The sequence below is a fragment of the Humibacter antri genome (genome assembly GCF_054777235.1).
This window is the reverse complement of the sequence record NZ_BAAHAW010000027.1, coordinates 47,075-72,225: the sequence shown is the minus strand read 5'-3', so window position 1 is coordinate 72,225 and position 25,151 is coordinate 47,075. Positions and strand designations below refer to the sequence as shown.

Genomic DNA, 25,151 nt, shown 5'->3' with positions numbered 1-25,151 from the left:
TCCTGACATCCTTCCAGCCCAGTCTCACGACCAGACAGCTCAGATGTCACCTATCCGTGCAGCAGACCCATGCGACTGAAAGCGCGCGGTCGAAACCGCGCGGCGGAAGCCTTCAGGCTGCAACCGCAGCTGCCTCCCGAGGCGCCGGAACCGGTGAATGCTCCCGCGCCGCCTCCGTCGCCGCCTCGGCGCTGCCGCGCTCGTCGAGGTACCGCGTGTAGGCCACGACAGTGAGAAACGCCGGGTACTCCGGCCGCAGCGCCACCCGCTCCAGCACGTCGGAGGCCTCGTCGAACCGATCTTCCGGCGTGCGGGGCAGTTCGACGAGAATCTCGTCACGCAACTTGTGGATGAGCGGCACGTCCACGAGCACGCCTTCGCTCGTGACCACCTGGTTCTCGATCCACTGCCACAGCTGCGACCGGGCGATCTCCGCGGTCGCGGCATCCTCCATGAGGTTGTCGATCGCGACAGCACCGGTGCCGCGCAGCCAGGCCTCGATGTATCGCAACGTCACCGAGATGTCATCGCGAACACCGGCCAGGGTCACCCCGCCGCCCGCCCCGCTGAAGTCGAGCAGATCGGATGCCTGCACCCGCACCTCCTCTCGCGTGCGCTGCAACTGATGCGGGGTGTCGCCGAGCACGGCGTCGAACTCCGCCTGAGCAGTTGCGATCAGGTCCGGATGCGCCACCCAGGTGCCGTCGAACCCGTCGCGCGCCTCGCGCCGCTTGTCTTCGGAGACCTTGGCGAGTGCTCGTTCCGTGACCGCCGGGTCGCGGCGATTCGGGATGAACGCGCTCATGCCTCCGATGGCATATGCGCCGCGCCTGTGACACGTGGAGATGAGCAGTTCGGTGTATGCGCGCATGAACGGCACGGTCATGGTCAGCTGGGAACGGTCCGGCAGCACGTGGGCGCGACCGCGGGAGCGGTAGGTCTTGATCACGCTGAAGAGGTAGTCCCAGCGTCCCGCGTTGAGTCCCGCACAATGCTCGCGCAGCTGGTAGAGGATCTCCTCCATCTGGAACGCGGCCGGCAGCGTCTCGATCAGCACGGTCGCGCGCACGGTGCTCACGGGCATCCCGACGCGTTCCTGCGCGAAGCGGAATACCTCGTTCCAGAGCCGTGCCTCGTCATGGTGCTCGATCTTCGGCAGGTAGAAGTACGGGCCCCGGCCGGCATCCACCAGACGCTGCGCGTTGTGCCAGAAGTACAGGCCGAAGTCGACCAGGCTTCCGGATGCCGGCAGGCTGCGGCCCTGCCGGTCGATGAACCCCAGGTTCTTCTCACAGAGGTGCCAGCCGCGCGGACGCATCACGATGGTGGGCGTGTGCTCGGTTGTGACCCGGTACTGCTTGCCCTCGGGGCTGATGTAGCCGATCGCGCCGCGCAACGTGTCGAACAGCGAGAGCTGTCCCTCGATCACGTTGGCCCACGTCGGGCTGGTGGCGTCCTCCTGATCGGCGAGCCAGACCTTCGCGCCGGAGTTGAGCGCGTTGATCGTCATCTTGCGATCTGTGGGACCGGTGATCTCGACCCGGCGGTCCTCCAACCCCGGGCCCGCTCCGGCGACGCGCCAGGTCGGGTCGTCGCGAATCCATGCCGTCTCGGGCATGAACTGCGGATCGCGACCATTCGCGATGTCGGCGCGGCGGCGCATCCGGTCGGCCAACAACTCGTGACGGCGCGCGGCGAAACGATCGTGCAGTTCGGCGAGGAAGCCGAGCGCACCCGGCGAGAGGATCTCGTCGTATCGGTCGCCCGGAGGCGCGGTCACCTCGATGCGGGGCTCGTGGTTGTCGATGGTGTTCATGGTCGTTCCTTCGTCTAGGTACTGCCTGTCGCGTCTAGGTACCGCCGGTCGAGCTCGTCGAAACCAGAAGGTCTGGGTTTCGACCCTTCGGCAGGCTCAGGGCGGGCCAAGCTCAACCCGCGGGGGTCGACACGCTCAACCCGCGGGAAGCGGGAGTGGGTCAGAATTGGGCCTGCTCGGTCGAGCCGGCCAGCGCGAGCGTGGCGCTGGACGGGTTCAAGGCCGTGGCGATCCGGTCGAAGTAGCCGGTGCCGACCTCCTGCTGATGGCGGGTGGCCGTGTAGCCGTCGAGCTCGGAGGCGAATTCGGCCTCCTGCAGTTCGACGTACGCGCTCATCTGCCGCTGCGAGTAGTCGTGGGCGAGCCTGAACATCGAGTGGTTGAGGGCATGGAAGCCGGCGAGCGTGATGAACTGGAACGCGTACCCCATCGCGGCCAGCTCGCGCTGAAACCGTGCGATGGTGTCGTCGTCCAGGTGCCGCTTCCAGTTGAACGACGGCGAGCAGTTGTACGCCAGCCGCTTGTTCGGGAAGTCCTGGTGGATGCGCTCGGCGAACGTGCGGGCGAGCTCGAGATCGGGTTTCGAGCTCTCCACCCACAGCAGGTCGGCGTACGGCGCGTACGCGAGCCCGCGAGCGATGACCGGGTCGATGCCGCCCCGCACCTCGTAGAACCCCTCCGCCGTGCGCGTTCCGGTGAGGAACTCGCGGTCGCGCTCGTCGTGATCGCTGGTGAGCAGCGTGGCGGCGAGGGCATCCGTGCGGGCGATCACGATGGTGGGAACCCCGGCGACGTCGGCGGCGAGCCGTGCCGCGTTCAGCGTGCGGATGTGCTGCGAGGTGGGCACGAGAACCTTGCCTCCCATGTGCCCGCACTTCTTCTCGCTGGCCAGCTGGTCCTCCCAGTGCACGCCGGCTGCGCCCGCCTCGATCATGGAGCGCATCAGCTCGTACGCGTTGAGCGGTCCGCCGAAGCCGGCCTCGGCATCCGCGACGATCGGCGCCATCCAGTCGATGCCCTCGCCGGTCGAGCCGATTCCGCTGGTTGAGCCTGGCCCGCCCTGAGTCTGCCGAAGGGTTGAGACCGACCCCGAAGTGGCGTCGATCTGGTCCGCGCGCAGCAACGCGTTGTTGATGCGTCGCACGACCGCAGGCACCGAGTTCGCGGGGTACAGGCTCTGGTCGGGGTACGTGTGACCCGACAGGTTCGCGTCGGCCGCGACCTGCCACCCGGAGAGGTAGATGGCCTGCAGGCCGGCCCGCACCTGCTGCACGGCCTGGTTGCCGGTAAGGGCGCCGAGCGCGGCGACCCATCGCGGTTCGCTCGCCCACGTGCCGTCGGGAGCCGGGATCTCGGTGCGCTGCAACTGTTCCCACAAACGCTCCGCTCCACGCCGTGCCAGAGTGTGCTCCTCGACGACCCGGCCGCGCAGTGCGACGACGTCGTCGGCCGTGTAGTCGCGGCGGATGTCGTCCCAGCGAGGATCAGCCCTCCACTCCAGCTGCAGCTCCGCTGCCGTCTGCCGTTGATCGCCCGGGCGGATGCTCCGCCGCTCGTCTCGCGGCCCGCTCGCGTTCTGCTCGGTCATCGTGGTCTCCTTCGCGTCTGGTCGTCACGCCTCGGTCGCCTTCTGTGCGGCCGGCGGATTCGTTGCGACAAGACTGCGTCCGCCGCGACGTTCCGATCCCGGATTCGAAAGAAGAAGGTGTGCGTGACTTCTGCGCACCGGAAATACCCTTGCTTCTCCGCAAATCGCAGAAGAATCGTCGTTCTTCTGCGCACTTGAGTCTGACGTGCACCCCTCTGGATGGCAGCATCGGCACATGATCACCGCAGTTGGCAAGGCCGCACGTGTGCGCACCGGCAGCGCTCGGGCCGGTGCCGCCTCCACCACCACCGTGCACACGGCGGAGCCGAACGAACTGGATGCCCTCACTCTCGGTCGCCGCATCCGGGAGCGTCGTCAGCGTCTCGGCATGACGCTCGACGACCTCGCCACGGCGATCGGCCGCGCGCCGTCGCAGGTGTCCATGATCGAGAACGGCAAGCGGGAGCCCCGGCTCTCCATGCTGCGCGGAATCGCGGAATCGCTGAGCACGTCGGTGGATGAACTCGTGCGCCCTGAGGCGCCGAACGAGCGCGCGGCATTGGAGATCGCGGTCGAACGTGCGGTGCGCGGGCCGGTGTTCGCCTCACTGGGGCTGCCGGGCATCCGTGCAGCGAAGTCGATGAGCGACGACGTGCTCAAGGCATTGCTCGGCCTGCACGGCGAGATCGAGCGCCTGCATCGGGAACGCGCCTCCACCCCCGAGGAGGCGCGAAGGGCCAACGCGCAACTACGAGCGGAGATGCGCGCTCGCGACAACTACTATCCGGAACTGGAGCGTCAGGCATGCGAACTGCTGGAGGCGGCAGGGCACACCGGAGGGCCGGTGTCGCAGCAGACGGTGAGCGACATCGCCGCCCGCCTCGGCTACAGCCTGCACTATGTGGGCGATCTGCCCTACGCCACCCGCTCGGTGACCGACCGACGCAACCGCCGGGTCTACCTGCCGGTGCAGCAGTCGTCGTCGCGCGACTCCCGTTCACCGGTGCTCCAGGCGCTCGCCAGCCAGGTGCTCGGGCACGACGAGCCGCGCAGCTACGCCGACTTCCTGCGCCAGCGCGTGGAGACCAACTACCTCACCGCTGCTGTGCTGCTGCCGGAGAGGGATGCCGTTCGTCAGCTCAGCGAAGCGAAGAACCTTCACCGCATCTCGATGGAGGATCTGCGCGATGCCTTCGCGGTCTCGTACGAGACGGCGGCGCACCGCTTCACCAACCTCGCCACGACACGACTGGGAATTCCGGTGCACTTCATGAAGGTGCACGAGTCGGGCACCATCGTGAAGGCGTACGAGAACGATTCGGTGCGTTTTCCGTCGGATGCCACCGGCGCGGTAGAGGGCACGACGGTGTGCCGCAACTGGACGGCGCGCACCGTGTTCGAGGCATCCGACCGGTTCAGTCCGTGGTACCAGTACACCGACACCCCCACCGGCACCTACTGGTGCACGTCGCGCATCGAGAAGGCCAAGGAGGGCGAGTACTCAGTCAGCGTCGGCGTGCCGTTCGCACACGTCAAGTGGTTCCGCGGCCGCGACACCGCGAACCGCGCCTCCTCGCGGTGCCCCGACGAGGGCTGCTGTCGCAGAGCGCCGACCGAGTTGGCGGATGCCTGGGCAGCCTATGCATGGCCCGCCGCGCGCACTCCCACCTCATTGCTTGCCGCGCTGCCGACCGGCAGCTTCCCGGGAGTGGATGAGACCGAGGTGTACGAGTTCCTGCAGGCGCACGCGCCCGTTCCCCCCGCTGGTTGAGCTTGGCCCGCCCTGAGCCTGCCGAAGGGTCGAAACCAGCTGCTCACGGGTTCAGACAGGCACAACCCACAGTGAGGGCGTACGGGTTTCGACAAGCTCAACCCACGGTGAGGGCTCAACCCACGGTGAGGGCTCACTGCGACGCCGCCGCTGGCAGAGGATGCCATGCCCGCGGTGAAGAACCGCCCGCCACGGAATACCGCATCGACCGCACCAGCATGGATGCCGCCCGCGACCTGCCTGTCCGCCCTCATCATCGGTCTCGCCCCGCCGTCCGCCTGCCTTCGTCGTCCGATCGAGCGTATTCGCGCACCTCCCGACTGTCGCGGTTCGGCCACGGCGGACGAATCGCCCACCGCCGTCCGTCATTCCGGACGCCGAAGTCTGCCCGGCCGGCAATCCCGTTGCCTAGGCTGGCAGGAGTGCCGCACGGACGAGGTAGCCCAGCGGCGAGAAAGGATTCCCATGAGCGACTACGCCGTGGTCAACCCTGCGACGGGCGAGACCGTCAAGGAATACCCGACCATCACCGACGAACAGCTGCGCGACGCGATCAGACGAGGGGATGCCGCCTACCGCACGTGGGGCCGGGGTACCACGCCCGCCGAGCGTGCGGAGCTCATCCGCAAGGTCGGTGACTTGCATTCGGAGCGTCGCGACGAGCTCGCCGCGATCATCGTGCGCGAGATGGGCAAGCCCATTGAACAGGCATACGGCGAAGTCGATTTCGCCGCCGACATCTACCGCTACTACGCGGATGTCTCGCCCGAGGTGCTCGAGGACGAGCCCATCGAGCTGCTCGCGGGCGAGGGTTCGGCGATCATCCGCCGCACACCGCTGGGGGTGCTGCTGGGGATCATGCCGTGGAACTTCCCCTACTACCAGGTCGCACGCTTCGCCGGGCCGAACCTGATCATCGGCAACGCGATCCTGCTCAAGCACGCCCCGCAATGCCCCGAGTCGGCCCTCGCGATCGAGCGGATCTTCCACGACGCCGGGTTCCCGGACGGCGCCTATACGAACATCTTCGCGACGAACGAGCAGATCGAGTGGGTCATCGCCGACCGACGCGTGCAGGGCGTCTCGCTCACCGGCTCAGAGCGCGCCGGCGCCGCTGTCGCGGAGATCGCCGGGCGCAACCTCAAGAAGGTCGTGCTCGAACTCGGCGGCTCCGACCCGTTCATCGTGCTGTCGGCCGACGACCTCGACAAGGTCGCAGCGGATGCCGCCGCCGCGCGCCTCGACAACAGCGGTCAGTCCTGCAACGCGGCGAAGCGCTTCATCGTCGTGGACGACCTCTACGAGCCGTTCGTGGAGAAGCTCACGACCAAGCTCGCGCAGTCCCAGCCGAGCGATCCGACGAGCCCGGACTCGCCGCTCGGGCCGCTCTCGTCCACCGCAGCAGCCGAGCGGCTGCAGGACCAGCTCGACCGAGCCGTCGAGAACGGCGCGACGCTTCACGCGACCGGCGAGCGCCGCGGCAACTTCTTCGCGCCGATCGTTCTCACCGACATCGCAGCCGACAACCCGGCACGACAGGAGGAGTTCTTCGGCCCGGTCGCATCCGTGTACCGTGTGGCCGACGAAGACGAAGCAGTCGAGGTCGCCAACGACATCCCGTTCGGTCTCGGTTCCTACGTGTACACGACCGACCCCGAGCAGGCGCAGCGCGTTGCAGGCAAGATCGAGGCCGGCATGGTCTTCGTGAACGTCGTACTCGCCGATGGCGTCGAACTGCCCTTCGGCGGTGTCAAACGGTCGGGCACGGGGCGCGAAATGGGACGGCTGGGCGCCGACGAGTTCGTGAACAAGAAGCTGATCCGCATCGGCTGAGGCCACTTCGGCGGCAGGGATCAGGAGCCGTTCCCGTCAACCTCCTGGGCGCGGAACAGGAGGACGTCGTCGAGCACATCCGGAGGCAGCGGATGCTCGACACTGAACCGGATCGCACCGCTCGAGTGCGAGTAGCCGGCAAGACGGTCGGCTACTCGTGCGACGACCTTGCCGCTGAATGGATAGATCGCCAGGTGAGCTTTGGCCTGCATCGTGGAGATCAGTCCCTTGCCGCGATAAAGCAGTACAGGCATCCCGTAGCTGCGGCCTTCGACCGCGTCGGGCACCAGCTCGAGAGCTCGCAGCCGGATGCCGTCGAAGAGTTTGCGCACCTCCGCCGGAAGCGTGGCGTAGTAGTCGGTGACCTCGCCCATGCCGCACACGTTACCGTCGCCTGACCCGGATGGCGACGGCGCCCATCGACCAGTCCTCCACCGCGGGCACGGCGAGTGCGATGTCCACGGATCTGATCTACTAATTCTAGTAGGTACGGCTAGACTGCTGGGATGGGACGCGTGACGAAGACGGAACTCAATCAGCAGACCGCTCGCGTGCTCGCCCGTGTCGCGGCCGGCGAACGACTGACGATCACGGACCGCGCGGTGTGCCGATTGCGGAGATCCGCCCCGCCGAGCCCATGTCGCGATGGGAAGAGCTCGTCGCAGCGGGCAAGGTGAGGTTCGCTACGAAAAGCGGTCCACTGCCGTTCGCCCCGATTCACAGCGACGTTTCGTCGCAGGAGATCCTTGACGACATCCGCAGGGATCACTCGTGATCTACCTCGACACGTCCGCCGCCGTCAAGGCCCTGCTCGAGGAACGAGCGACCGAGGCAGTACAGGAGCTCTTCGCGCACGACGCCAAGTTGACGTCGTCTCGGCTTCTGGCGGTGGAGCTTCATGCAGTCGCAGACCGGCGGAAGCTGAAACCCGCGAACGTCGGCGAACTCCTCGAGCGGGTGTCTCTGCTGCCCCTGGACGACGAGACTCTCGACTCGGCGGTCCAGTTGCACAGCGGGTTGCGAACGTTGGGTGCCCTGCACCTCGCGACGGCCCACGGCATTGCGAAGACGATCACCGGCGTGCTCAGCTTCGACCGAGAGCTCACGGGCGCGGCACGCTCGCTCGGGCTGCCGATCCATCCGCTGAGCGAGGGCTGAGCCCCCGTGCCAGACTCGATCCGATGTGGATCGGCTGGGTCGAGTTCGACGTTCTGCTCGGCGACGTGCACTCGCTCAAGCAGAAGCGCGCCGTCGTGAAGCCGCTGATCGCCGAGCTCGCCCGACGCACGGAGGCGGCCGTGGCCGAGGTCGGCACGCTCGACCTGCACCGCCGGGCTACGATCGGCGTCGCCGTCGTCGCCCGCGACGCCGCGCACGTGCGCGATGTGCTGAGCCGCGCGGAACGGATGCTCGCCGACGAGCATCCAGAGGTCACCTTGCTCGCCGCGCACCACGGCCTGCACTCCAGCGACGACTGAGCCCTCGTTCTTCCCTCGTGGCCACTCCCGCCGAGACTCGAACGGTCCACCGAAGCTATGGCCAGACGACCGAGGCTATGGTCAACGTCCGCAGCCTCGGCACAGTAGCCGCAGTCTCGACGGCGCTACGGGCCGACGTCGACGGCCCGCACGACGAACGGGCCGATCCCGAAGGACCGGCCCGTCGCCTCTTCTGATGGGATCAGTGTTTGCCCTGCGCCAGCAGATGCGCCAGGTCGAACGACATGGCGCCCATGCCGGTCACGTCGTCGTATCCCTTCGTGACATTCAGCGAGGTGTCGTGGTTCAGCGTCATGAGGAACGACCGTCCGCTCGTCTTGCTGGTGTAGACGACCGCGACCTCCTGCGACGGCGGCTGCACATCACGGAACGATCCCGGCAGAATGCGATCCAGCCCGTACAGCGTCGGGTTCGCGAACCCGATCGTCGAGTGGGTCAGCTGCTGCGCCAACGCCATCTGGGCGGCGGTCAGCGGAGACGCCAGCGAGGTTCCGCCGTACGTCTCGTTGATGTAGTCACCGGTACCGAGCGTGGTGTTGTCGGTGATCGGCGACATACCGATCTCGAACCCGGTGTACGGATCGGCCAGCGCGGCCAGGTCGGGTGATACGCGCTTGCCGTTCGACAACGAGTCGGGCACGACGCCCTTCTGGTAGGCCGGCTCGGCGTTCACCGCGCTGACTCCACCGCCCGCACCGCCCGCGAAAAGCGTGCCGGGAAGCGGATCGGTGTACGAGAGGCTGCCCGCGGCATCCTTCTGAATGACGTCGGCCTGGTCACCCCAGCCGACCTCCATGACCAGCTTGCCGTTCTGATCGACGCCGATCGAGGTCCCGCCGACGGCGGTGACGTAGGGCGAGGATGCCGGGAAGTCCGGCGACGCATAACCCAGGCTCGCAGCCTCATCGCCGTTGTCACCGCTGGAGAAGTACAGCCCGATGCCTTCGCCGGCTGCCTGGATGTGCAGGTTCTGCTCGCCCGCGATCACATCGGCCGGAACATCTTCCCCGACATCGCCGTAGCTGTTGCTGACGATGTTGGCGAGTCTGTTGTCGAGGATCTTCGACATCGCGATGTCGAGACCGCCGCCGCAGTTGAACCCGCCGACGTAGAGCACCTTCGCCTTCGGCGCGATGGCGTGAACCGACTCGACGTCGAGGGTCTGCTCGCTCTGCCAGCCGCTGGGCTCCTGACACAGTGCCGTGTCGCTGAACTGACTCGGATCCGGCACGATCTGCGTGTATTGGCCGCGGCTGAGCGTGGGCTCGTCATTCTGCGCCGAGTACTGGTTCACGTCGGACTCGATGCTCGGCGAGGCGTACGCATCGATGATCGCGACGGTCTGCCCTGAGCCGTTGATGCCCCACCGCGACCAGCCGTCGAGGTTGTACGCGGAGCGCAACTGCTTCGGCACGTACCCGCAGATGTTCGTCGGGTACTGCGTCTGTCCGTTGTACGCGGGCGGAACGGTCACCGTGTTCTGCGCCCAGTAGGTCGAGCACGGAGCGTTCACGGTCGGCGTGGTGGCTTCGCGCATCTGCCTCTGCGGCGTCGTCGGTGCGCTCGAAGACGGGATGTCGCCCTGCTGGATCGAGTCCGGCTTCGTCAGCATGCGTGACTGGTCGAGACTGACGGCGCTGACGGATGTTCCGACATCCGACGGCAGCGACGGCGCGCTCGAGGGCGCCACCAGCTGGTGCCCATCGTGGGCGTACGTGTGCAGCGTCGTGGCGAATGCGGAGTTCAACTGCGCCGGTGTGCCGCGGTACACGACGTACTGCCTGCTAGCCGGAGTTCCGGTGATCATCAGCCCCTGCAACTTCAGATACGAGACCACGGCGTCGTAGGTCTTCTGGGTCGGCGAGTACCGGGAGATCCACTGCCGCGGGCTCAACCAGTTCCGGTATTGCCTGGTTCCGGGCGTGGAGACGGCGATCGCGAGGTTCGTCGCTCCCTGCTCATCGCGCAGGTGCAGGTAGAGCTCGCCCTCGACCGTGGTGTCGGCCGCGGGCGATCCGCTCTCGTTGGCGCTCGTCGCCCAGGCCGGCACCGAGCCGGAATAGTCGACGCGCGAGGCGGCACTGGCCGCCGGCATTCCCACGGCAGACAGAGCGACGATGCTCGCCCCCGTGGCAAGGATGGCCGTAGCGCGCCTTGTGAGCGCACGCCGGCCGACTCGTATGGTCATCCGATCGGTTCCCTTCGATTCCCTTTCGCGCACCCACCCCTCGGGCGCACACGATTCGGACACTATGCCCGCGCCCACGTCCCTCACAAGGGGGACACAGTCTCGAGCTGTATCGAATGCCGGATCGATCGGCAGCGACCCACGCTTGCGTCGGCGCTCAAGGGTTTCGCACACGACGAAGGGCCCCGCGCGATGCGGGGCCCTTCATTCGAGTCTCAGTGGCTCAGATGGCGTTCACGTCCAGTGGGATGCCCGGGCCGAACGTGGTCGACACCGCACCCTTCTGGATGTAGCGCCCCTTGGCGGCCGACGGCTTGAGCCGCACAACCTCCTCGAGAGCGACCTTGATGTTGTCGGAGAGCTGCTCGGGCGTGAATCCGGCCTTGCCCACGACGAAGTGCACGTTGGCGTGCTTGTCGACGCGGAACTCGATCTTTCCGCCCTTGATCTCCTCGACGGCCTTCGCCACGTTGGGGGTCACGGTTCCGGTCTTCGGGTTGGGCATGAGACCGCGTGGGCCGAGCACCTTTCCGAGACGACCGACCTTGCCCATCAGTTCGGGGGTCGAGACAGCGGAGTCGAAGTCGGTCCAGCCGCCTGCTACACGCTCGATGAGTTCGTCGCCGCCGACCTCGTCGGCGCCGGCCGCGATGGCCGACTCGGCAGCGGGGCCGGTCGCGAACACGATGACACGGGCGGTCTTGCCCGTGCCGTGCGGCAGCATGACGGTGCCGCGCACCATCTGATCCGCCTTGCGCGGGTCGACGCCGAGCTTCAGCGCGACCTCGACCGTGGAGTTGAACTTCGCCGAACCGGTCTCGCGTGCGAGCGCGACGGCCTCGTCGGGGGTGTAGTACTTGCCGTCTTCGATCTTGGCGGCGGCGGCCCGGTAGGCCTTGGACTTCTGTGCCATGGTTCTGACCTACCTTTCCTACTCGACCGTGATGCCCATGGAGCGGGCGGTGCCGGCGATGATCTTGGATGCCGCATCCAGGTCGTTCGCGTTCAGGTCGGCGAGCTTCTGCTCGGCGATCTCACGAACCTGGGCCGCGGTGAGCTTGCCCACCTTGGTGGTGTGCGGAACGCCGGAGCCCTTGGCCACGCCTGCGGCCTTCTTGATGAGCTCGGCGGCCGGCGGAGTCTTGAGGATGAACGTGAACGAGCGGTCCTCGTAGACGGTGATCTCCACCGGGATGACGTTGCCGCGCTGCGACTCGGTCGCCGCGTTGTACGCCTTGCAGAACTCCATGATGTTGACGCCGTGCTGACCCAGCGCCGGGCCGATCGGCGGGGCGGGGTTGGCGGCGCCGGCCTTGATCTGAAGCTTGATCAGACCCGTGACCTTCTTTTTCGGTGCCATTGATTGTCCTTTCCACGAACGGATGCTTGTAGTCATCCGCTCTCCCACGCACCCGGACTGTCCGGGTGGTGGTGTCGAATGCGCGCCAGCGCAAACCACACAATCTTACTCGATGCAGACCGTGTGCTCAGCCACACCGCGGGTCGAGGCGTTCAGCCCCACCGCGGATCGAGGCGTTCAGCCCCACCTCGGATCGAGGCGTCCAGCCCCACCTCGGATCGAGGCGTCCAGCCCCACCGCGGATCGAGGCGTCCAGCCACACCGCGGATCGAGCGGTCCAGCCGTACCGCGGGTTGAGCTTGTCGAAACCCTGATGACTTCACGAGGTCTCGACACGGCCGCACAGCGGCCTGTTCGACCTGACCCGAGTCGGATCAACGCCGCTTCACGGCATTGATCCGACTCACGTCACTGCTTGGTGACCTGGTCGAAGCTGAGCTCGACGGGCGTCTCGCGCTCGAACAGGGAGACGAGCACGGTGAGCTTGCCGCTCTCCGGCTTGATCTCGCTGATGGAGCCCGGCAGGCCGGCGAACGAGCCCTCCTTGATGGTGATGGTCTCGCCTACCTCGAAGTCGACCTCGATCGGAGCGACCCGCGTGGCGGCCTTCGCGCCCTTGCCGGCGGCGGCCTTGCCGGTGGCGACCGGCTCCACCTGCACGAGCGACTTCAGCATGTTGAAAGCCTCATCGAAACGCAACGGCGTCGGGTTGTGCGCATTGCCCACGAAGCCCGTGACGCCCGGCGTGTGCCGCACGACGGACCAGCTGTCCTCGTTCAGGTCCATGCGCACGAGCACGTAGCCCGGGATGCGCACGCGGTTGACCATCTTGCGCTGGCCGTTCTTGATCTCGACCACGTCTTCCATCGGCACCTCGGTCTGGAAGATGTAGTCCTCCATGCCCATGGATGCCGTGCGGTTGGCCAGGTTCTGCTTCACGCGCCGCTCGAAGCCGGCGTAGGAGTGGATGACGTACCACTTGCCCGGCAGGTAGCGCAGCTCGCGCTTGAACTCGTCGTAGGGGTCGACCTCGGCCTCCTCGGCCGGGTCGTCGTCGGACGCCTCACCGGCCTCGGCCTCGCCGTCGCCGGCAACGCCGTCCACCTCTTCCTCGTCCTCGATCGCCTCGAACGCAGCCTCGGCCTCTTCGGCGTCGTCGATCTCGAGCGCGTCGTCCACCAGAGCGTCGGCCTCGGGGTCCGCGGTCTCGGCGATCGCGTCGAGCACCGCATCCAGATCGATGTCGTTGCCGTCGGCACCCGTCACGTGCAGCGCCTCCCGCTCGGCCGCATCCGACGAATCCTCGGCGGACTTCAGCTGGTTGCCTTCCTGCGCCTCGTCGTCTTCGGCGGACTGCTCAGCAGCCGTCGCCCAATCGACGTCGTCGCGCTCTCGTTCAGACACTTCGCTCTTCCCAATCCATTCCTGTTGTTGCGCAGGTCACGGCCCGCGCCGCCGATTCATCCAGGCCGTCCCGCCCAGCGGCCATGTCGGCCGTCAGTGCGAGGAGCCGCCGAAGACGAGAATCACGAGCCACCCGAAGAGCTGGTCGAGTCCGAACACGATGCCCATCATGATGATCACGAAGACCAGCACGACGCCCGTGTAGCTCAGCAGCTCTCCGCGCGTCGGTGTGACCACCTTGCGCAGCTCGCCGAAGACCTGCCGGATGAACAGTGCGATCCGAGAGAAGGGGTTGCGCTTGGCTTCCCGCTCCTTCTTGGCGTTCGCGACGACATCCTCGCTGGGTTCGTCGATGACTTTTCGGGCCACCTCATACCTTTCGTGGGCCGGCGCATGAGCACCGACTTGCAGGGCGGACAGGACTCGAACCTGCAACCTGCGGTTTTGGAGACCGCTGCTCTACCAATTGAGCCACCGCCCTTTGCGTGCCGAAGTCGTGACAGCTTCCGACGAATTCGAAAATGGGCGCAGAAAAGCTTGGCTGACTTCAACAACCTCGGTCAAGTGTAGGCGAGCGGTACGCAGTATCGCAAAGCGAGGCCGGGGGCGCCCGACCCGAGCAGAAGACTCCGCTTCCTGGGCTTGCACTGCACTACAGAACGCTCTGCACCGTGCCGGCCAGCGTGGGCGCATGCCCGGCGTTGCACTGGTAACCGACGATCTTGATCGGGTTCGCACCGGTTGCCGAAACGGTGAGATCGGACAACGCGCAGCCGGTGAGGAACCAGGCGTTGGCCGCGTGATTCCTGGCCGTCACGTTCGTGTACCAGAGCGTGTTCGAGCTGAAGGTCGGCGGAATGACCCCACTCACCACGACGCCTGCGCCCGGATCGGTGTTCGAACCTCCGATCGGGAACCCTGCGTTGCCGGTCCACCGCACTCCGCCGCTTCCGTTGCTGTGATTGAAGGTGTTGCCGACGACGTTGCCGTGCGCCCAGTTGTCGGAGGCCTGGGAGCCATATGGACTTGTTGCTGCGAACGAGTAGTAAGCGCCATAGCACGCCACCACGACGTTGCCGGTCGCCGTCAGATTTCCCGAGCTGTTCCAGATCGCCAGCCGATTGCGCGTGAACACGTTGCCGCTCAAGGCGGAGTATTCGGCGCGATCGGCGAACGACACGCCGAAGTAGCAGTGATGGAACGTGTTGCCCGTCACGTGTCCTCGATACGAGAAGTAGTCATCGCTCGTTGAGCCGGTGACCACGATGCCCGCACCGAGCCAGTAGTTGAAGTCGCAGTCCAGAACACGGAAGTCCGTGCACCTCGAGAGCCTGATGGCGACGTGCGCGAAAGACGGGGCTGTGCCGAGCGGATCGGCGGTACGACCCTGGAACGTCACGTTCCGGACGGTCACATCGATCTTCTGGTCTGCAGACAAAGCGCCCGTCGAGTCGTCGGCAACCGTCACGATGGCGCCGTTGCCCTCGATGAAAGTGTTGTCGGGAAGGGCGACGGTCTTCGTCAGTGTGTATGCGGCACCCGGCACGAGTTGCACCTGCGGCGTGGCGGCCAGCACCTGACCCCAGTCGTCGTCGGGAGTCAGTACCGGGAGCGCCGTCGAAGCGGTGGGCGTCGCTGCGAACGCAGGCGACATGGTCATGCCGGCGGCGAGACCCAAACCGGCCGCGCCTGCACCGATCAACACGTTACGTCGGTCGAGAAGCCTGCTTCTGTCGCGTGGCACGGTGTTCATGACGACTCCTTCGACGCACGATCCGGTTCAAGTTGTCGTACGATAACACTTCGCAAGGCTCCGGTCATCCGATGTTGGACATCTCCCAGTCGGATGACACGGCGCTTGACCGTCATTGGTTCGACTACGGAAGTGGGCCACATGGAACTGCGCCTCGGCCGAGTGCTCGGAACGCTGGGCGGTCTCGCGCTGATCGCCATCCTCACCGTCGTGCCGCACACGAGGGCACACGCGGATGCCTCGACGTCGGTGCATGTCGCAATCGCTGGCTCTGCGACGGTGAACGAGCCGCTGCCGAACTCGGGCTGCTATCCGAGCGGGGCCATGGCGGCCTTCACGTCGATCGGGGTGACGGCGACCGGTGGGGACGCGATAGTCCGCGCAGACCTCAGCTCTACCGGCGCCCCTGTCGTCGGTGCGCTCTACAGCTCGACCTTCGTTCCGACCAACACCGTCGCGTTCTGCCGGGGTCGGTCGATCGCCACCGGCTCCGGTGGGACGGCGAGCCTGACCTGGCACGTACCGGCCGGCGCGCAACGGGCGCAGTGGAATCTCGTCTTGTTCTCGGCTGCAGGCGCGGCAACGGTTGATGTGACGTTCACGGGGACGGATGGCCTCAGCGTCGAGGGACAGCCGCTCTCCGTCATCACAGACTCGCTCCCGACTGCAACCGAAGGCGCCGAGTATCGCGCCGACGTGGGGGCGGTGAACGGTTCGCTTCCGTACACCTTCACAGCCACGGGCCTTCCGCAGGGCCTGAGTCAGGATGCCCGGTCCGGCACCATCACCGGCACTCCGACGGCGGAGGGAATATTCGACGTCGCCCTCACAGCGACGGACTCGTCGCAACCTGCGGTGAGTGCGACGCGCTCCCTGCGTCTGCAGGTTGCGGCGAACGGCTCGGGCAGCCACGCGCCGCCATCCCCGAGTCCAGACCCGACGGCCGGCACGAGCACGAACGACCCAGTCGGCAAGGCGCACGAACTGGCGGGAACGGGGTCCGACCTGGCCTTGCCGGCTGCCCTCGCCCTCGTCACGCTCCTGGCCGGCGGGCTGCTCCTGGCCCTGCGGAGGCGTGGCCGGCGAGCGGGCTGAAGCGTATCGAGCTGTTCGAGCTTCGGAGGCCCGTGGCATCGATCACACTCTCATCTTCGCCGCCTTGACGATGGCCCCCTGAGCCCCTATCTTGTCAGATGTCCTACGTCCCACCTATGGGATGACGTCAGTGTCGTCGTGAAAGGAAGCGCAGTGCCGCGTCCCCTCCATTCCCGTTCCCTGCGTATCGCAGCTCTCATCTGTGCGGGAACGCTCGGACTCACTCTCTGCGGAGCGCTACCCGCGCAGGCGCTGGTAGATCCATTCCCATCGCCGACCGCGCCTCCTGGGAGCTACACGGAGCAAGACCTTGCCGTACCAGGCGTGGGCGGCTTCCCGTACTACCGCATCCCGGCCCTGGCAGACCTCGGAGGCGGCCGGCTTCTGGCGTCGTACGACGGGCGACCCAACGGCGGCGACGCCCCGAACCCGAACTCGATTCTGCAGCGCGCGAGCGACGACGACGGCAAGACCTGGGGACCGCAGACCGTCATCGAGCAGGGTCGGACCACCGCTCCGACCACCTCGTACAGCGACTCCAGCTACGTCGTCGACTCCTCGGCGGCGGCCAAGGCGAGCAACAACGGCAAGCCGATCGTGTTCAACTTTCACGTCTATGGCAAGGATCAGGGTTACGCAGGCAGCGCCTACGGGTCCGACGACAACGACCGGAACGTGCTCAGCCTGAACGTGAGCACGTCGTATGACGAGGGCGTCACGTGGACCAGCCGGCACATCACCTCCTCGGTCAAGCAGGCGAACTGGAAGGGCACCTTCGTCACCTCCGGTGAGGGCATCCAACTGAAGTACGGTCCGCACGCCGGCCGTCTCGTCGTCATGGCCATCGCTCAGATCGGCGATCCCAACCCGGTGGCTCAAGCCGTCAGCGTGTACAGCGACGACCATGGCACGACCTGGCACGCGGGGACCCCTGCCGGCAGTGGCATGGACGAGAACAAGGTCGTCGAGCTCTCCAACGGAGATCTGATGATGAACTCCCGGGCGAGTGACGGCACGAAGTACCGCAAGACGGCGATCTCCACCGACGGCGGGGTCACGTGGGGCCCGGTCGGCGTGGACACCGACCTGCCCGACCCGAATGTGAACGCGTCGATATCTCGGCTCTACCCGGATGCCGCCGAAGGCTCCGCTCAGGCCAAGATGCTTCTCTTCTCGAACTCCGACAGCCAGAGTTCGCGCTCGAACGGAGCGGTGCGTCTGTCGTGCGACGACGGGAAGACCTGGCCCGGCCTCCGTGTCTTCAACGGTGGCGCCATGGCGTACTCCACGCTCACGGCGCTCGCGGACGGCACCGTCGGTCTGCTCTACGAGAACGGCTCGAAGATCACTTTCGCGAAGTTCGACACGGCATGGCTGGATGCCGTCTGCGCGCCTCTGGCCGCGGCATCCGTTTCGCTCGCCAACGGTGCGACCGCGAACGTCGGCGTCACGGTCACCAATCAGCAGACGACCGCACTCAGCGGCGCGACCGCCACTGTCGACACGCCCGTCGGCTGGTCGGCGGGAACCGTGACCGTTCCCACGATTCCTGCCGGCGGCACGGCGACCGTCTCGATTCCGATCACGGCAGCCCCGAGCGCCACCGCCGGTGCACGCTCGATGGACGCAGTGCTGATCGCATCCGACGGCCGATCGCGCGGTTCATTCACCGCCACCGTCACCGGCGGCGCAACGACCAGCGTGTACGGCGTCGACGTGTACGGAGAACGCACCGACGGCAGCCGTGACCTCGCCACTGACCCGTACGCCGTAGGAGAGGCCGTTCCGTACCAGTTCAAGGTGTACAACGCCGGGAACAGGCCGGAGGCGGTCGTGCCCACGAAGGGAGACTTCGACCCGTTCGCCGCGACTCCCGTCGGTCAGTCCGCGCCGGCAGGCAACTGCCGCTGGGGCAGCCCGAGCAGCTTCCAGCCGGGCGCGAGCTATATCTGCTCGACTCCCCGGCACGCAGTCACCGCCGACGAACTCGCCGACGGCTACTTCGTTCCGCAGACCACGTGGACCAGCGGCGCAACCGCTCAGGCGGGGGATGCGACCCTGGTCACCCAGTCGTTCACCGGGGCCGAGGTCGACCTCCTCGTGCGCAAGCCGGCGATCTCCGTCACCGGTACCCGCACCGTGGGCGCAGGCAGCGGCACCGCTGCGATCGGCGATGCGCTCACGACCACGTTCACCGTCACCAACTCCGGCAATGTGCGGATCACCGGCCTGGCCGCCGGCCAAGGAACACAGCGATCCGCCGCAACGGCACCGACGACCGCGGTCACCTGCGGGCAGACCACGCTCGACGCAGGCGCCGTCACGACGTGCACGTCGAAGCGGGCACTGAGTGCGGATGACCTGCGCTCCGGAATTCCGGCTGCCACCGTGAGCTTCACCGCACAGAACGGCTCCATGGCGGTGCACGCGAGTTCATCTCTGAACGCGATCGCACTGAATGGCAGCACCGCCCTCGCGCCTGGCTCCGGTTCGGCGCCCTCGAGTGGGTCTCAGCTCGCCAGCACCGGCCTCGACCTCGCCCTGCCGCTGTCACTGGCAGCCCTGGCGCTGGCCATCGGCATCGCCCTCACCGTCGTGACACGTTTGCGGGCTCGAGTCCAGCGGTAGGAGCGCTCGGCATCCACATGGCGGGGCGGCGCAGCCGAACCGTGCGGGCGCGCCGCCCCGCCGACATCACAGCAGGCGCCGGGCAAGGGCCCAGGCGGTCAGCTCGTGACGCGAGGAGAGCTGCAGCTTGCGCAGAACGGCCGACACGTGTGTCTCCACCGTCTTCACCGAGATGAACAGCTCTCCGGCGACCTCCTTGTACGCGTATCCGCGGGCGATCAGCCGCATCACCTCGCGTTCCCTGGCTGTGAGACGGTCGAGCTCGTCGACGCTCTCCGCCTGCTCTCCGGATGCCGTGCCGAAGGCATCCAGCACGAAGCCCGCCAGCCGCGGCGAGAAGACCGCATCGCCGCCGGCTACTGCCTGAACGGCGCGCGTCACCTCGGCACCGGAACTGCCCTTCGTGATGTACCCGCGGGCTCCGGCACGGATGACGGCGACCACGTCTTCGGCGGAGTCCGACACGCTCAGTGCAAGGAACCGCGTGGCCGGCACGCGCGGAGCGGTGCGGCGTGCCACCTCGGCGCCTCCGCCCCCTTCACCGCCGGGCAGGTGCACGTCGAGCAGCACGACGTCGGGCCGTAGCGCGGCGACCGTCTCGACGGCGGAATCCACGCCGTCCGCCTCACCGACGACACGGATGCCTTCGCCCAGGTCGGCACGCAGTCCCGAGCGGAAGATCGAGTGGTCGTCGACGATCACGACGGTGATCTCCGGCTTCCGCGACAGGTCGCCTGTCTCCGTCACGGCTGCTCCTCTCGGGACTCCGCGCCCTGTTCAGCGCTGTGCTCGGCCCCGTGCTCGAGATGGATGAGCACCTCTGTTCCCTGCGCAGACCCATCCTGACCTCCCGCGCCGCGGCGCACGGATGCCTGCCCGCCTGCCCTGCGCATCCTGCCCACGATCGACTCCCGAACACCCATGCGGTCGGCGGGCACATCGCCGAGAGCGAACCCCGGACCTCGGTCGCGCACGAAGACGTCCACCGAATGCGATGTGCCCTCGACGTACACGCTGACGTCGCCGCCGGCGTGCCGTGCAGCGTTGAGCATCGCCTCTCGTGACGCTGCGGCGACCTCGCCGCTGGAGCGTTCGACGGTCGCGCCGACCGCCACCACGTCGAAACGCACCGGGTAGTCGAGTTCGAGCGCCGCCGCGGTGTCGCGCAGGTCGGAGACGAGGTCGCTGTCGCCCCGCCGCTCGCCTGAGTACAGCCACTCCCGCAGCTCGCGCTCCTGGGCGCGCGCCAGCCGGGCCACCTCGCTGGAGGCGCCGGCCCTGGTCTGGATGAGCGCCAGAGTCTGCAGCACGGAGTCGTGCAGGTGCGCCGCCATGTCCGCACGCTCCTCCTCGCGCACCCGCTTGGTGCGCTCGGCGATCAACTCCCGCCACAACCGCAGCGCCCACGCCCCGGCGAGAACGGCGACGCCGGAGAGCACTGCCGCCAGGAAGAGCATCCACGCCCAACCCGGCGCGGCGCCGCCCCATACGAGCATGCCGAGGATGCCGGCAGCCAGCAACAGGACGCCGGTCACGGTACGCAGCCAGCGGGCCGCGGCCTCGTTGCGGGGAGCCGCAGCGTCTACGAGCTGGTCCCAGACCACCGCGCCCACGCCGCACGCGATCAACCCGGCGATCACCGGGAACAACACCGTGGGATTCGTGAGTCCGGCACGGAACGAGCCCCCGAGCCCGAACATGAGAATGGTCAGCGCTGCGGCGATCGCGAACAGCGCCCACGGCACCGAGACGCGGCGATGCACGAGGCCATGCGCGCCCGCCTCGGCCGGTTCCAGCGGCGTCAGCGCCCACAGCCACACATACAGCAGGATGCCTGCGCCGCCGCACAGCGCAAGTCCGACGGCAAGCCATCTGGTCGCCGGCACGCTCCATCCGAGATGCCGGGCGACAGCGACACACACTCCGCCCAGCGCGCACTCGCGCGGCCGGAACAGCGGCGGCCGCAACGCGGCTCCGCGGGAGGGAGTGGACATACTGGCATCCAACCATCCGGCCCAGTCCGGTGCCGTCCCAGGGTTCGGATCTCAGGGATGGATCAGGGGCATCACCCATCGCGCAGTGGCCGGTGGCTCGGGCACGATCGGAGCATGCCTGAACCCCACAGTCAGCACGACGACCACGCAGCCGGCGGAGCTTCCTCGTACGGCGCCGCTCACGCACCGCAATCCGGGCCGCACGGTGGGAGCGGGGGCGATCGGTTCTTCGGCTGGCTCCATTCCCTCGGAATCGTGCGGCAGAACGGGTGGATCGGCGGCGTCTGCGGAGGAGTCGCCGCGCGGCTCGGGATCGATCCGATCATCGTGCGCGGCATCGCCGTGGTGGTGGCGGTGCTCGGCGGTCCCGCGTTCCTTCTCTATGCGGCGGCGTGGCTGATGCTGCCGGATGCGCAGGGTGACATCCATCTGCAGCGTCTGATCAAGGGACACTTCGATCCGCCGATCATCGCGATCATCGTCATCGCACTGTTCTCGTTCCTGCCGTTCGCGCAGGGGTTCTGGTGGGCCGGCGCCCAGTTCTGGGGCGGCCTGAGCTGGTTCTCGTCGGTCGGCCGGGTGCTGTGGACCGTGCTGGTGATAGCGCTCATCGTCGGGGTGATCGTCTGGGCGGCACGCAGCGGCCGCGTGCAACCTGCCACTTCGTCTTCCCATCCCGTCTACTCCCCTCCCGGCTCCGCTTCGACCTCACCGACGGATGCCGGTGGCGACGCCACGCATTCGGCTTCCTTCGGCGCCGCCCCGGCATCGACAACCACGCCAGAGCCCACCACGTACCCGGCGCACGCCCCGAACGCCACGCATTCGGCAGCGGCGGGCGCAGCCTCAGCCTCCACGGCCGGTGGGCCGGACGACCTCGCCGACTGGCGTGCCCGGCAAGACGCGTGGAAGGCGAACTACGCCGCCCGGACGGCGCAGCGCGACGACGCGAGGGTCATCCGCCAGCAGCGCTCGGCCGAGTTGCGCGCGCAATCGCGGGCGCTCGCCGCCGAGGCGGATCAGGCCCGCAGGCGTCGCCGGGCGGCCAACCCGCGCACGAGCGCCGCATACGTCTTCATCGCCCTGGGCGTCGCACTCGTTGCTGGTGGAATCGCGGCCGCGATCGCACTCCTCGGCGTCGCCTCCGACGATGCCCTTGCGATCGCACTGGCCGTCGCGACCGGCGTGATCGGACTGGCCATCGTGACGGCCGGCATCCTGCGCCGCCGCAGCGGCTTCTTGACGTTCGTGTCGATCGTGCTGGTTCTCGCGACGTTCGGTGCGGCATTGCCGCCCCGTGGGCACGAGTTGATGCTGCTGCCGCGGGCCGCGTACTGGAACGCCCAGCACGTCTCGATCTACCAGCCGGTCGGCTCTCTCGAGTTGAACTACGACCGGACGGGCACCCGCAAAGCGGACATCGTGCAGGGTGCGGGCGATGTCGCCGTTCAGCTGCAGCAGGGCGTCAGCGCCCGAGTCGTTGTCGTGCAGCACACGGCGGGAAGCTCGGTGTACGCCACCGGGTTCGACGACCAGGGCGACACGCACGAGGTCGCCCCGACGAGCGGTTCGGGACTGACGCACACCTACGTGTTCGGGCACTCGACCCCGACGATCGAGGTGCAGATCGACCAGATCGCCGGCGACGTGAACCTCAACTACTACCCGGCGGCCCAGTGATGAACGAGGAGACGGCGATGCCACAGCACGACGACGCACACGAGGGCGCTGATGCCGACATGACGGAGAGCACCGAATCCGCGGGCTCGACCAGGAGCGGCGACGCCACAGGACCGATCGAGGTCGAAGGCACGGGCCCCACCGAAGTCATCACATCCGCGGCCGACGCGGCGAGCGCGGGCCCCATCGAGACGAGCACCGGCCGTTCTGAACCCGGTACGGACCAAACCCTGACAGACACCGGCCGTACTGAACCAGACATCGGCCGGACCGACTCGAGCACCTGGCCGACCGAGGCGAGCACCTGGCCGACCGAGGCGATCACGGGGCCGACCGAGGCGATCGACTCGGAACCGAGCACGACTCGGATCACCGCGTACGACTCCACGGCGTCAGCCCCGTTCGCCCCTGGTGTTTCTGCCGCCTCATACGGGGCGACTGCGACGACTGGCCCCGATGGAACTTCGCCCCGAACCCCATCCGGGTCGGCGCCCTGGAGCCCCACCCCTCCCGCGCGACCTCGGGTGCGTGTCGGGGCGATCGTGTGGGGCGTGCTGGTCGCGGCGTTCGCCGCCGCGGTGATCGCGGTCTCCGCGTCGCCCGACGCGAGGTCCGCGTTCGACGCGTGGCAGGCATCCCTCACTCCTGCCGCTTGGGCGGTCATCGGCGTCGTGGCGCTCGGCGTCGCGGTGCTGCTCATCGCGGTCACGTCGGCGATCCGCAGCGCCCAGCGACGGGCGCAGGCGCTCGATCGCGGGTAGTGGCCTCTCCTGGCTCCTACGCTGCCGAGCGTTCCGCCGTCGGCCTCCGCCGCCCGGCTGAGGAGAGGATCGGCGGGGTGGCGTACTCCTGGTCCATCCGACCGACCCCGGTGCCGGGCGGGACGATCGCGTCGATCCGGTCCAGCAACTCGTCCGACAGCTCGATGTGCACCGCTCCGAGCAGATCGTCGAGCTGCTCCATCGTGCGCGGGCCGATGAGCGCAGAGGTCACCCCGGGGTGGGCGATCACGAATGCGAGCGCCATATGGGTGAGTGAGATCCCGGCCTCCGCGGCAAGCGGGATGAAGGCCTCGACAGCGTCGATGCGGCGCTCGTCGCGCAGAGCCGCGAACATTCGCGTGCGGCGCAGATCGGTCTCCTGCCCGCGGCGAACGCGACCGGTGAGCATGCCGCTCGCGAGCGGGCTCCAGATCATGGTCCCCATTCCGTAGCGCTGCGCGACGGGCAGCACCTCGCGCTCGATGGTGCGGTCGAGCAGCGAGTAGTGCGGCTGCTCCACGCGGAGTCGCTCGAGCCCGTGCCGCTCGGCGACCCACTGCGCCTCGACGATCTCGGATGCAGGCATGTCCGAGGAACCGATCGTGCGCACTTTGCCGCTGCGCACAAGGTCTGTGAGCGCCGACAGGGTCTCCTCGATGTCGGTCTGCGGGTCGGGCCGGTGCAGCTGGTACAGATCCAGGTGATCGGTCTGCAGTCGGCGTAGCGAGTTCTCGACCGCCGTCATCACCCACCGACGCGAAGCGCCGCGATGGTTCGGGTCATCGTCGATCGGACGGGAGAACTTCGAAGCGAGCACGACATCGTCTCGTCGTCCCTTCAGGGCACGACCGAGCATCTCCTCGGAGTCCCCATAGGCATCGGCGGTGTCGACGACGTTGATTCCGGCGTCGAGGGCGCGCGCCACCATTCGATCCACCTCATTCTGATCGCTGTTGCCGAACGAGCTGAACATCATCGCGCCGAGCGCGAGGGGCGAGACATGGATGCCGGTACGGCCAAGCGGACGGTAACGCATGGGTTTTCCTCCAGGATCGGATGGTTCTCGATGTCGAGCGCGTACGCTGGTATAAGCGGAACACTCTTCCGTAAGTATACGGAACATTGTTCCGTTTACCCTGCAAGGATGCCGATGAGTTCCCAGGAGACCCCCACGGCGGTACCCCGCCGCAAGCGTGCGGATGCGGTGCGCAATACGGAGGCCGTGCTCGACGCGGCCAAGGCCGCCTTCGCCGCGTCCGGGGTCGATGCCCCCATGCGCGATATCGCAGCTCGCGCGGGTGTCGGGGTCGGGACGATCTACCGCAACTACCCGCAGCGCTCGGACCTGATCATCGCCGTGTTCCGTCGCGAGCTCGACGCCACCGCGGCAGAGGCCGACCGCCTGGCCATGGAGCATCCGCCTGCAGAGGCGCTGCGGCTGTGGGCGGAGAGCCTCGCGCGCTTCGTCGCGACCAAACGCGGCTTCGCGAGTGCGCTGCATTCGGGGGAGCCGGCATATCAGCCTCTGCCGGCGCAATTCAACGGCGTGCTCGCCCCCAAGGTGCAGAGCATCCTCGACGCCGGCGTCGCCGATGGCACCATTCGCGGAGATGTCCGCGCCGAAGACCTCATCGGCGCCCTCAGCCGCCTCGCCGATAGCCATCCCGGGGACCCGGACGATCGCTCGGCGCGGATGATGGGGGTGCTGCTGGATGGGCTGATCCTGACCTCTCGGCCGTCATTCTGACGCCTGTATGCTCGTCCGGCACGAGCAGCGGAAC

The 25,151-nt window shown here is 67.5% G+C and carries 21 protein-coding genes and 1 tRNA gene; 9 read left to right on the top strand and 13 right to left on the bottom strand.

The window, feature by feature from the left end; translation table 11 throughout:
- Nucleotides 1-112: 112 nt before the first annotated feature.
- Nucleotides 113-1,816, bottom strand: a complete 1,704-nt coding sequence (gene aceB, locus ACYVDK_RS12320) for a malate synthase (RefSeq protein WP_460522113.1) — start codon at nt 1,814-1,816, stop codon at nt 113-115.
- A gap of 160 nt (nt 1,817-1,976) precedes the next feature.
- On the bottom strand, nt 1,977-3,404 hold the full coding sequence (aceA, locus tag ACYVDK_RS12315; protein ID WP_460522111.1) for an isocitrate lyase family protein: 1,428 nt from the start codon (nt 3,402-3,404) through the stop codon (nt 1,977-1,979).
- 235 nt (nt 3,405-3,639) lie between these two features.
- Between aceA and ACYVDK_RS12310 the strand changes: the two genes are divergently transcribed.
- Entirely contained in the window at nt 3,640-5,175 is a 1,536-nt protein-coding gene (locus tag ACYVDK_RS12310) for a helix-turn-helix domain-containing protein (protein ID WP_460522109.1), read from the top strand.
- A 465-nt stretch (nt 5,176-5,640) separates the two neighbouring features.
- On the top strand, nt 5,641-7,008 hold the full coding sequence (locus tag ACYVDK_RS12305; protein WP_460522107.1) for an NAD-dependent succinate-semialdehyde dehydrogenase: 1,368 nt from the start codon (nt 5,641-5,643) through the stop codon (nt 7,006-7,008).
- A gap of 20 nt (nt 7,009-7,028) precedes the next feature.
- On the opposite strand, the gene ACYVDK_RS12300 is transcribed toward ACYVDK_RS12305, so the two are convergent.
- Nucleotides 7,029-7,382: an iron chaperone gene (locus ACYVDK_RS12300; protein WP_460522105.1), complete on the bottom strand. Its 354-nt coding sequence runs from the start codon at nt 7,380-7,382 to the stop codon at nt 7,029-7,031.
- Nucleotides 7,383-7,779: 397 nt separating this feature from the next.
- On the opposite strand from ACYVDK_RS12300, the gene ACYVDK_RS12295 reads away from it, so the two are divergent.
- Nucleotides 7,780-8,166: a type II toxin-antitoxin system VapC family toxin gene (locus ACYVDK_RS12295; protein ID WP_460522103.1), complete on the top strand. Its 387-nt coding sequence runs from the start codon at nt 7,780-7,782 to the stop codon at nt 8,164-8,166.
- 23 nt (nt 8,167-8,189) lie between these two features.
- Nucleotides 8,190-8,486 (top strand): DUF503 domain-containing protein, encoded by a 297-nt coding sequence (locus tag ACYVDK_RS12290; protein ID WP_460522101.1) that lies wholly within the window; start codon nt 8,190-8,192, stop codon nt 8,484-8,486.
- A 202-nt stretch (nt 8,487-8,688) separates the two neighbouring features.
- Here the strand turns inward: ACYVDK_RS12290 and ACYVDK_RS12285 are convergent, their stop codons facing one another.
- The 7 genes from ACYVDK_RS12285 to ACYVDK_RS12255 form a co-directional block, all read right to left on the bottom strand.
- On the bottom strand, nt 8,689-10,695 hold the full coding sequence (locus ACYVDK_RS12285; protein ID WP_460522099.1) for a S53 family peptidase: 2,007 nt from the start codon (nt 10,693-10,695) through the stop codon (nt 8,689-8,691).
- 223 nt (nt 10,696-10,918) lie between these two features.
- Nucleotides 10,919-11,608, bottom strand: coding sequence for a 50S ribosomal protein L1 (gene rplA, locus ACYVDK_RS12280; protein ID WP_460522097.1), 690 nt, complete (start codon nt 11,606-11,608; stop codon nt 10,919-10,921).
- A gap of 18 nt (nt 11,609-11,626) precedes the next feature.
- Nucleotides 11,627-12,055 carry a 50S ribosomal protein L11 gene (gene rplK, locus ACYVDK_RS12275; RefSeq protein WP_460522095.1) on the bottom strand — a complete coding sequence of 143 codons (429 nt, stop codon included), beginning with the start codon at nt 12,053-12,055 and terminating at the stop codon, nt 11,627-11,629.
- A 408-nt stretch (nt 12,056-12,463) separates the two neighbouring features.
- Nucleotides 12,464-13,459 carry a transcription termination/antitermination protein NusG gene (nusG, locus tag ACYVDK_RS12270; RefSeq protein ID WP_460522093.1) on the bottom strand — a complete coding sequence of 332 codons (996 nt, stop codon included), beginning with the start codon at nt 13,457-13,459 and terminating at the stop codon, nt 12,464-12,466.
- 93 nt (nt 13,460-13,552) lie between these two features.
- Entirely contained in the window at nt 13,553-13,828 is a 276-nt protein-coding gene (secE, locus tag ACYVDK_RS12265; RefSeq protein WP_460522091.1) for a preprotein translocase subunit SecE, read from the bottom strand.
- 39 nt (nt 13,829-13,867) lie between these two features.
- Nucleotides 13,868-13,940: transfer RNA gene (locus tag ACYVDK_RS12260), tRNA-Trp, on the bottom strand.
- A gap of 171 nt (nt 13,941-14,111) precedes the next feature.
- Nucleotides 14,112-15,212, bottom strand: a complete 1,101-nt coding sequence (locus ACYVDK_RS12255) for a right-handed parallel beta-helix repeat-containing protein (RefSeq protein WP_460522089.1) — start codon at nt 15,210-15,212, stop codon at nt 14,112-14,114.
- A 141-nt stretch (nt 15,213-15,353) separates the two neighbouring features.
- Here ACYVDK_RS12255 and ACYVDK_RS12250 point away from each other — a divergent pair, with 141 nt between their 5' ends.
- Together ACYVDK_RS12250 and ACYVDK_RS12245 are read left to right on the top strand one after the other, a co-directional pair.
- On the top strand, nt 15,354-16,307 hold the full coding sequence (locus ACYVDK_RS12250) for an Ig domain-containing protein (RefSeq protein WP_460522117.1): 954 nt from the start codon (nt 15,354-15,356) through the stop codon (nt 16,305-16,307).
- 324 nt (nt 16,308-16,631) lie between these two features.
- Nucleotides 16,632-18,935 (top strand): exo-alpha-sialidase, encoded by a 2,304-nt coding sequence (locus ACYVDK_RS12245; protein WP_460522087.1) that lies wholly within the window; start codon nt 16,632-16,634, stop codon nt 18,933-18,935.
- A 66-nt stretch (nt 18,936-19,001) separates the two neighbouring features.
- Here ACYVDK_RS12245 and ACYVDK_RS12240 read toward each other — a convergent pair whose 3' ends face one another.
- Both ACYVDK_RS12240 and ACYVDK_RS12235 read right to left on the bottom strand, forming a co-directional pair.
- Nucleotides 19,002-19,682 carry a transcriptional regulator gene (locus ACYVDK_RS12240; RefSeq protein ID WP_460522085.1) on the bottom strand — a complete coding sequence of 227 codons (681 nt, stop codon included), beginning with the start codon at nt 19,680-19,682 and terminating at the stop codon, nt 19,002-19,004.
- Complete coding sequence (locus ACYVDK_RS12235; RefSeq protein WP_460522083.1) at nt 19,679-20,929, bottom strand: PspC domain-containing protein; 1,251 nt, start codon at nt 20,927-20,929, stop codon at nt 19,679-19,681. The genes ACYVDK_RS12240 and ACYVDK_RS12235 overlap by 4 nt, the downstream gene beginning before the upstream one ends.
- A 114-nt stretch (nt 20,930-21,043) precedes the next feature.
- Here ACYVDK_RS12235 and ACYVDK_RS12230 point away from each other — a divergent pair, with 114 nt between their 5' ends.
- Both ACYVDK_RS12230 and ACYVDK_RS12225 read left to right on the top strand, forming a co-directional pair.
- Nucleotides 21,044-22,609, top strand: coding sequence for a PspC domain-containing protein (locus ACYVDK_RS12230; RefSeq protein WP_460522081.1), 1,566 nt, complete (start codon nt 21,044-21,046; stop codon nt 22,607-22,609).
- 17 nt (nt 22,610-22,626) lie between these two features.
- Nucleotides 22,627-23,370, top strand: a complete 744-nt coding sequence (locus ACYVDK_RS12225) for a hypothetical protein (protein WP_460522079.1) — start codon at nt 22,627-22,629, stop codon at nt 23,368-23,370.
- Between the two features lie 16 nt (nt 23,371-23,386).
- Here the strand turns inward: ACYVDK_RS12225 and ACYVDK_RS12220 are convergent, their stop codons facing one another.
- Nucleotides 23,387-24,406, bottom strand: coding sequence for an aldo-keto reductase family protein (locus tag ACYVDK_RS12220; RefSeq protein ID WP_460522078.1), 1,020 nt, complete (start codon nt 24,404-24,406; stop codon nt 23,387-23,389).
- Between the two features lie 114 nt (nt 24,407-24,520).
- On the opposite strand from ACYVDK_RS12220, the gene ACYVDK_RS12215 reads away from it, so the two are divergent.
- Nucleotides 24,521-25,117 (top strand): TetR/AcrR family transcriptional regulator, encoded by a 597-nt coding sequence (locus tag ACYVDK_RS12215; protein ID WP_460522076.1) that lies wholly within the window; start codon nt 24,521-24,523, stop codon nt 25,115-25,117.
- Nucleotides 25,118-25,151 lie beyond the last annotated feature (34 nt).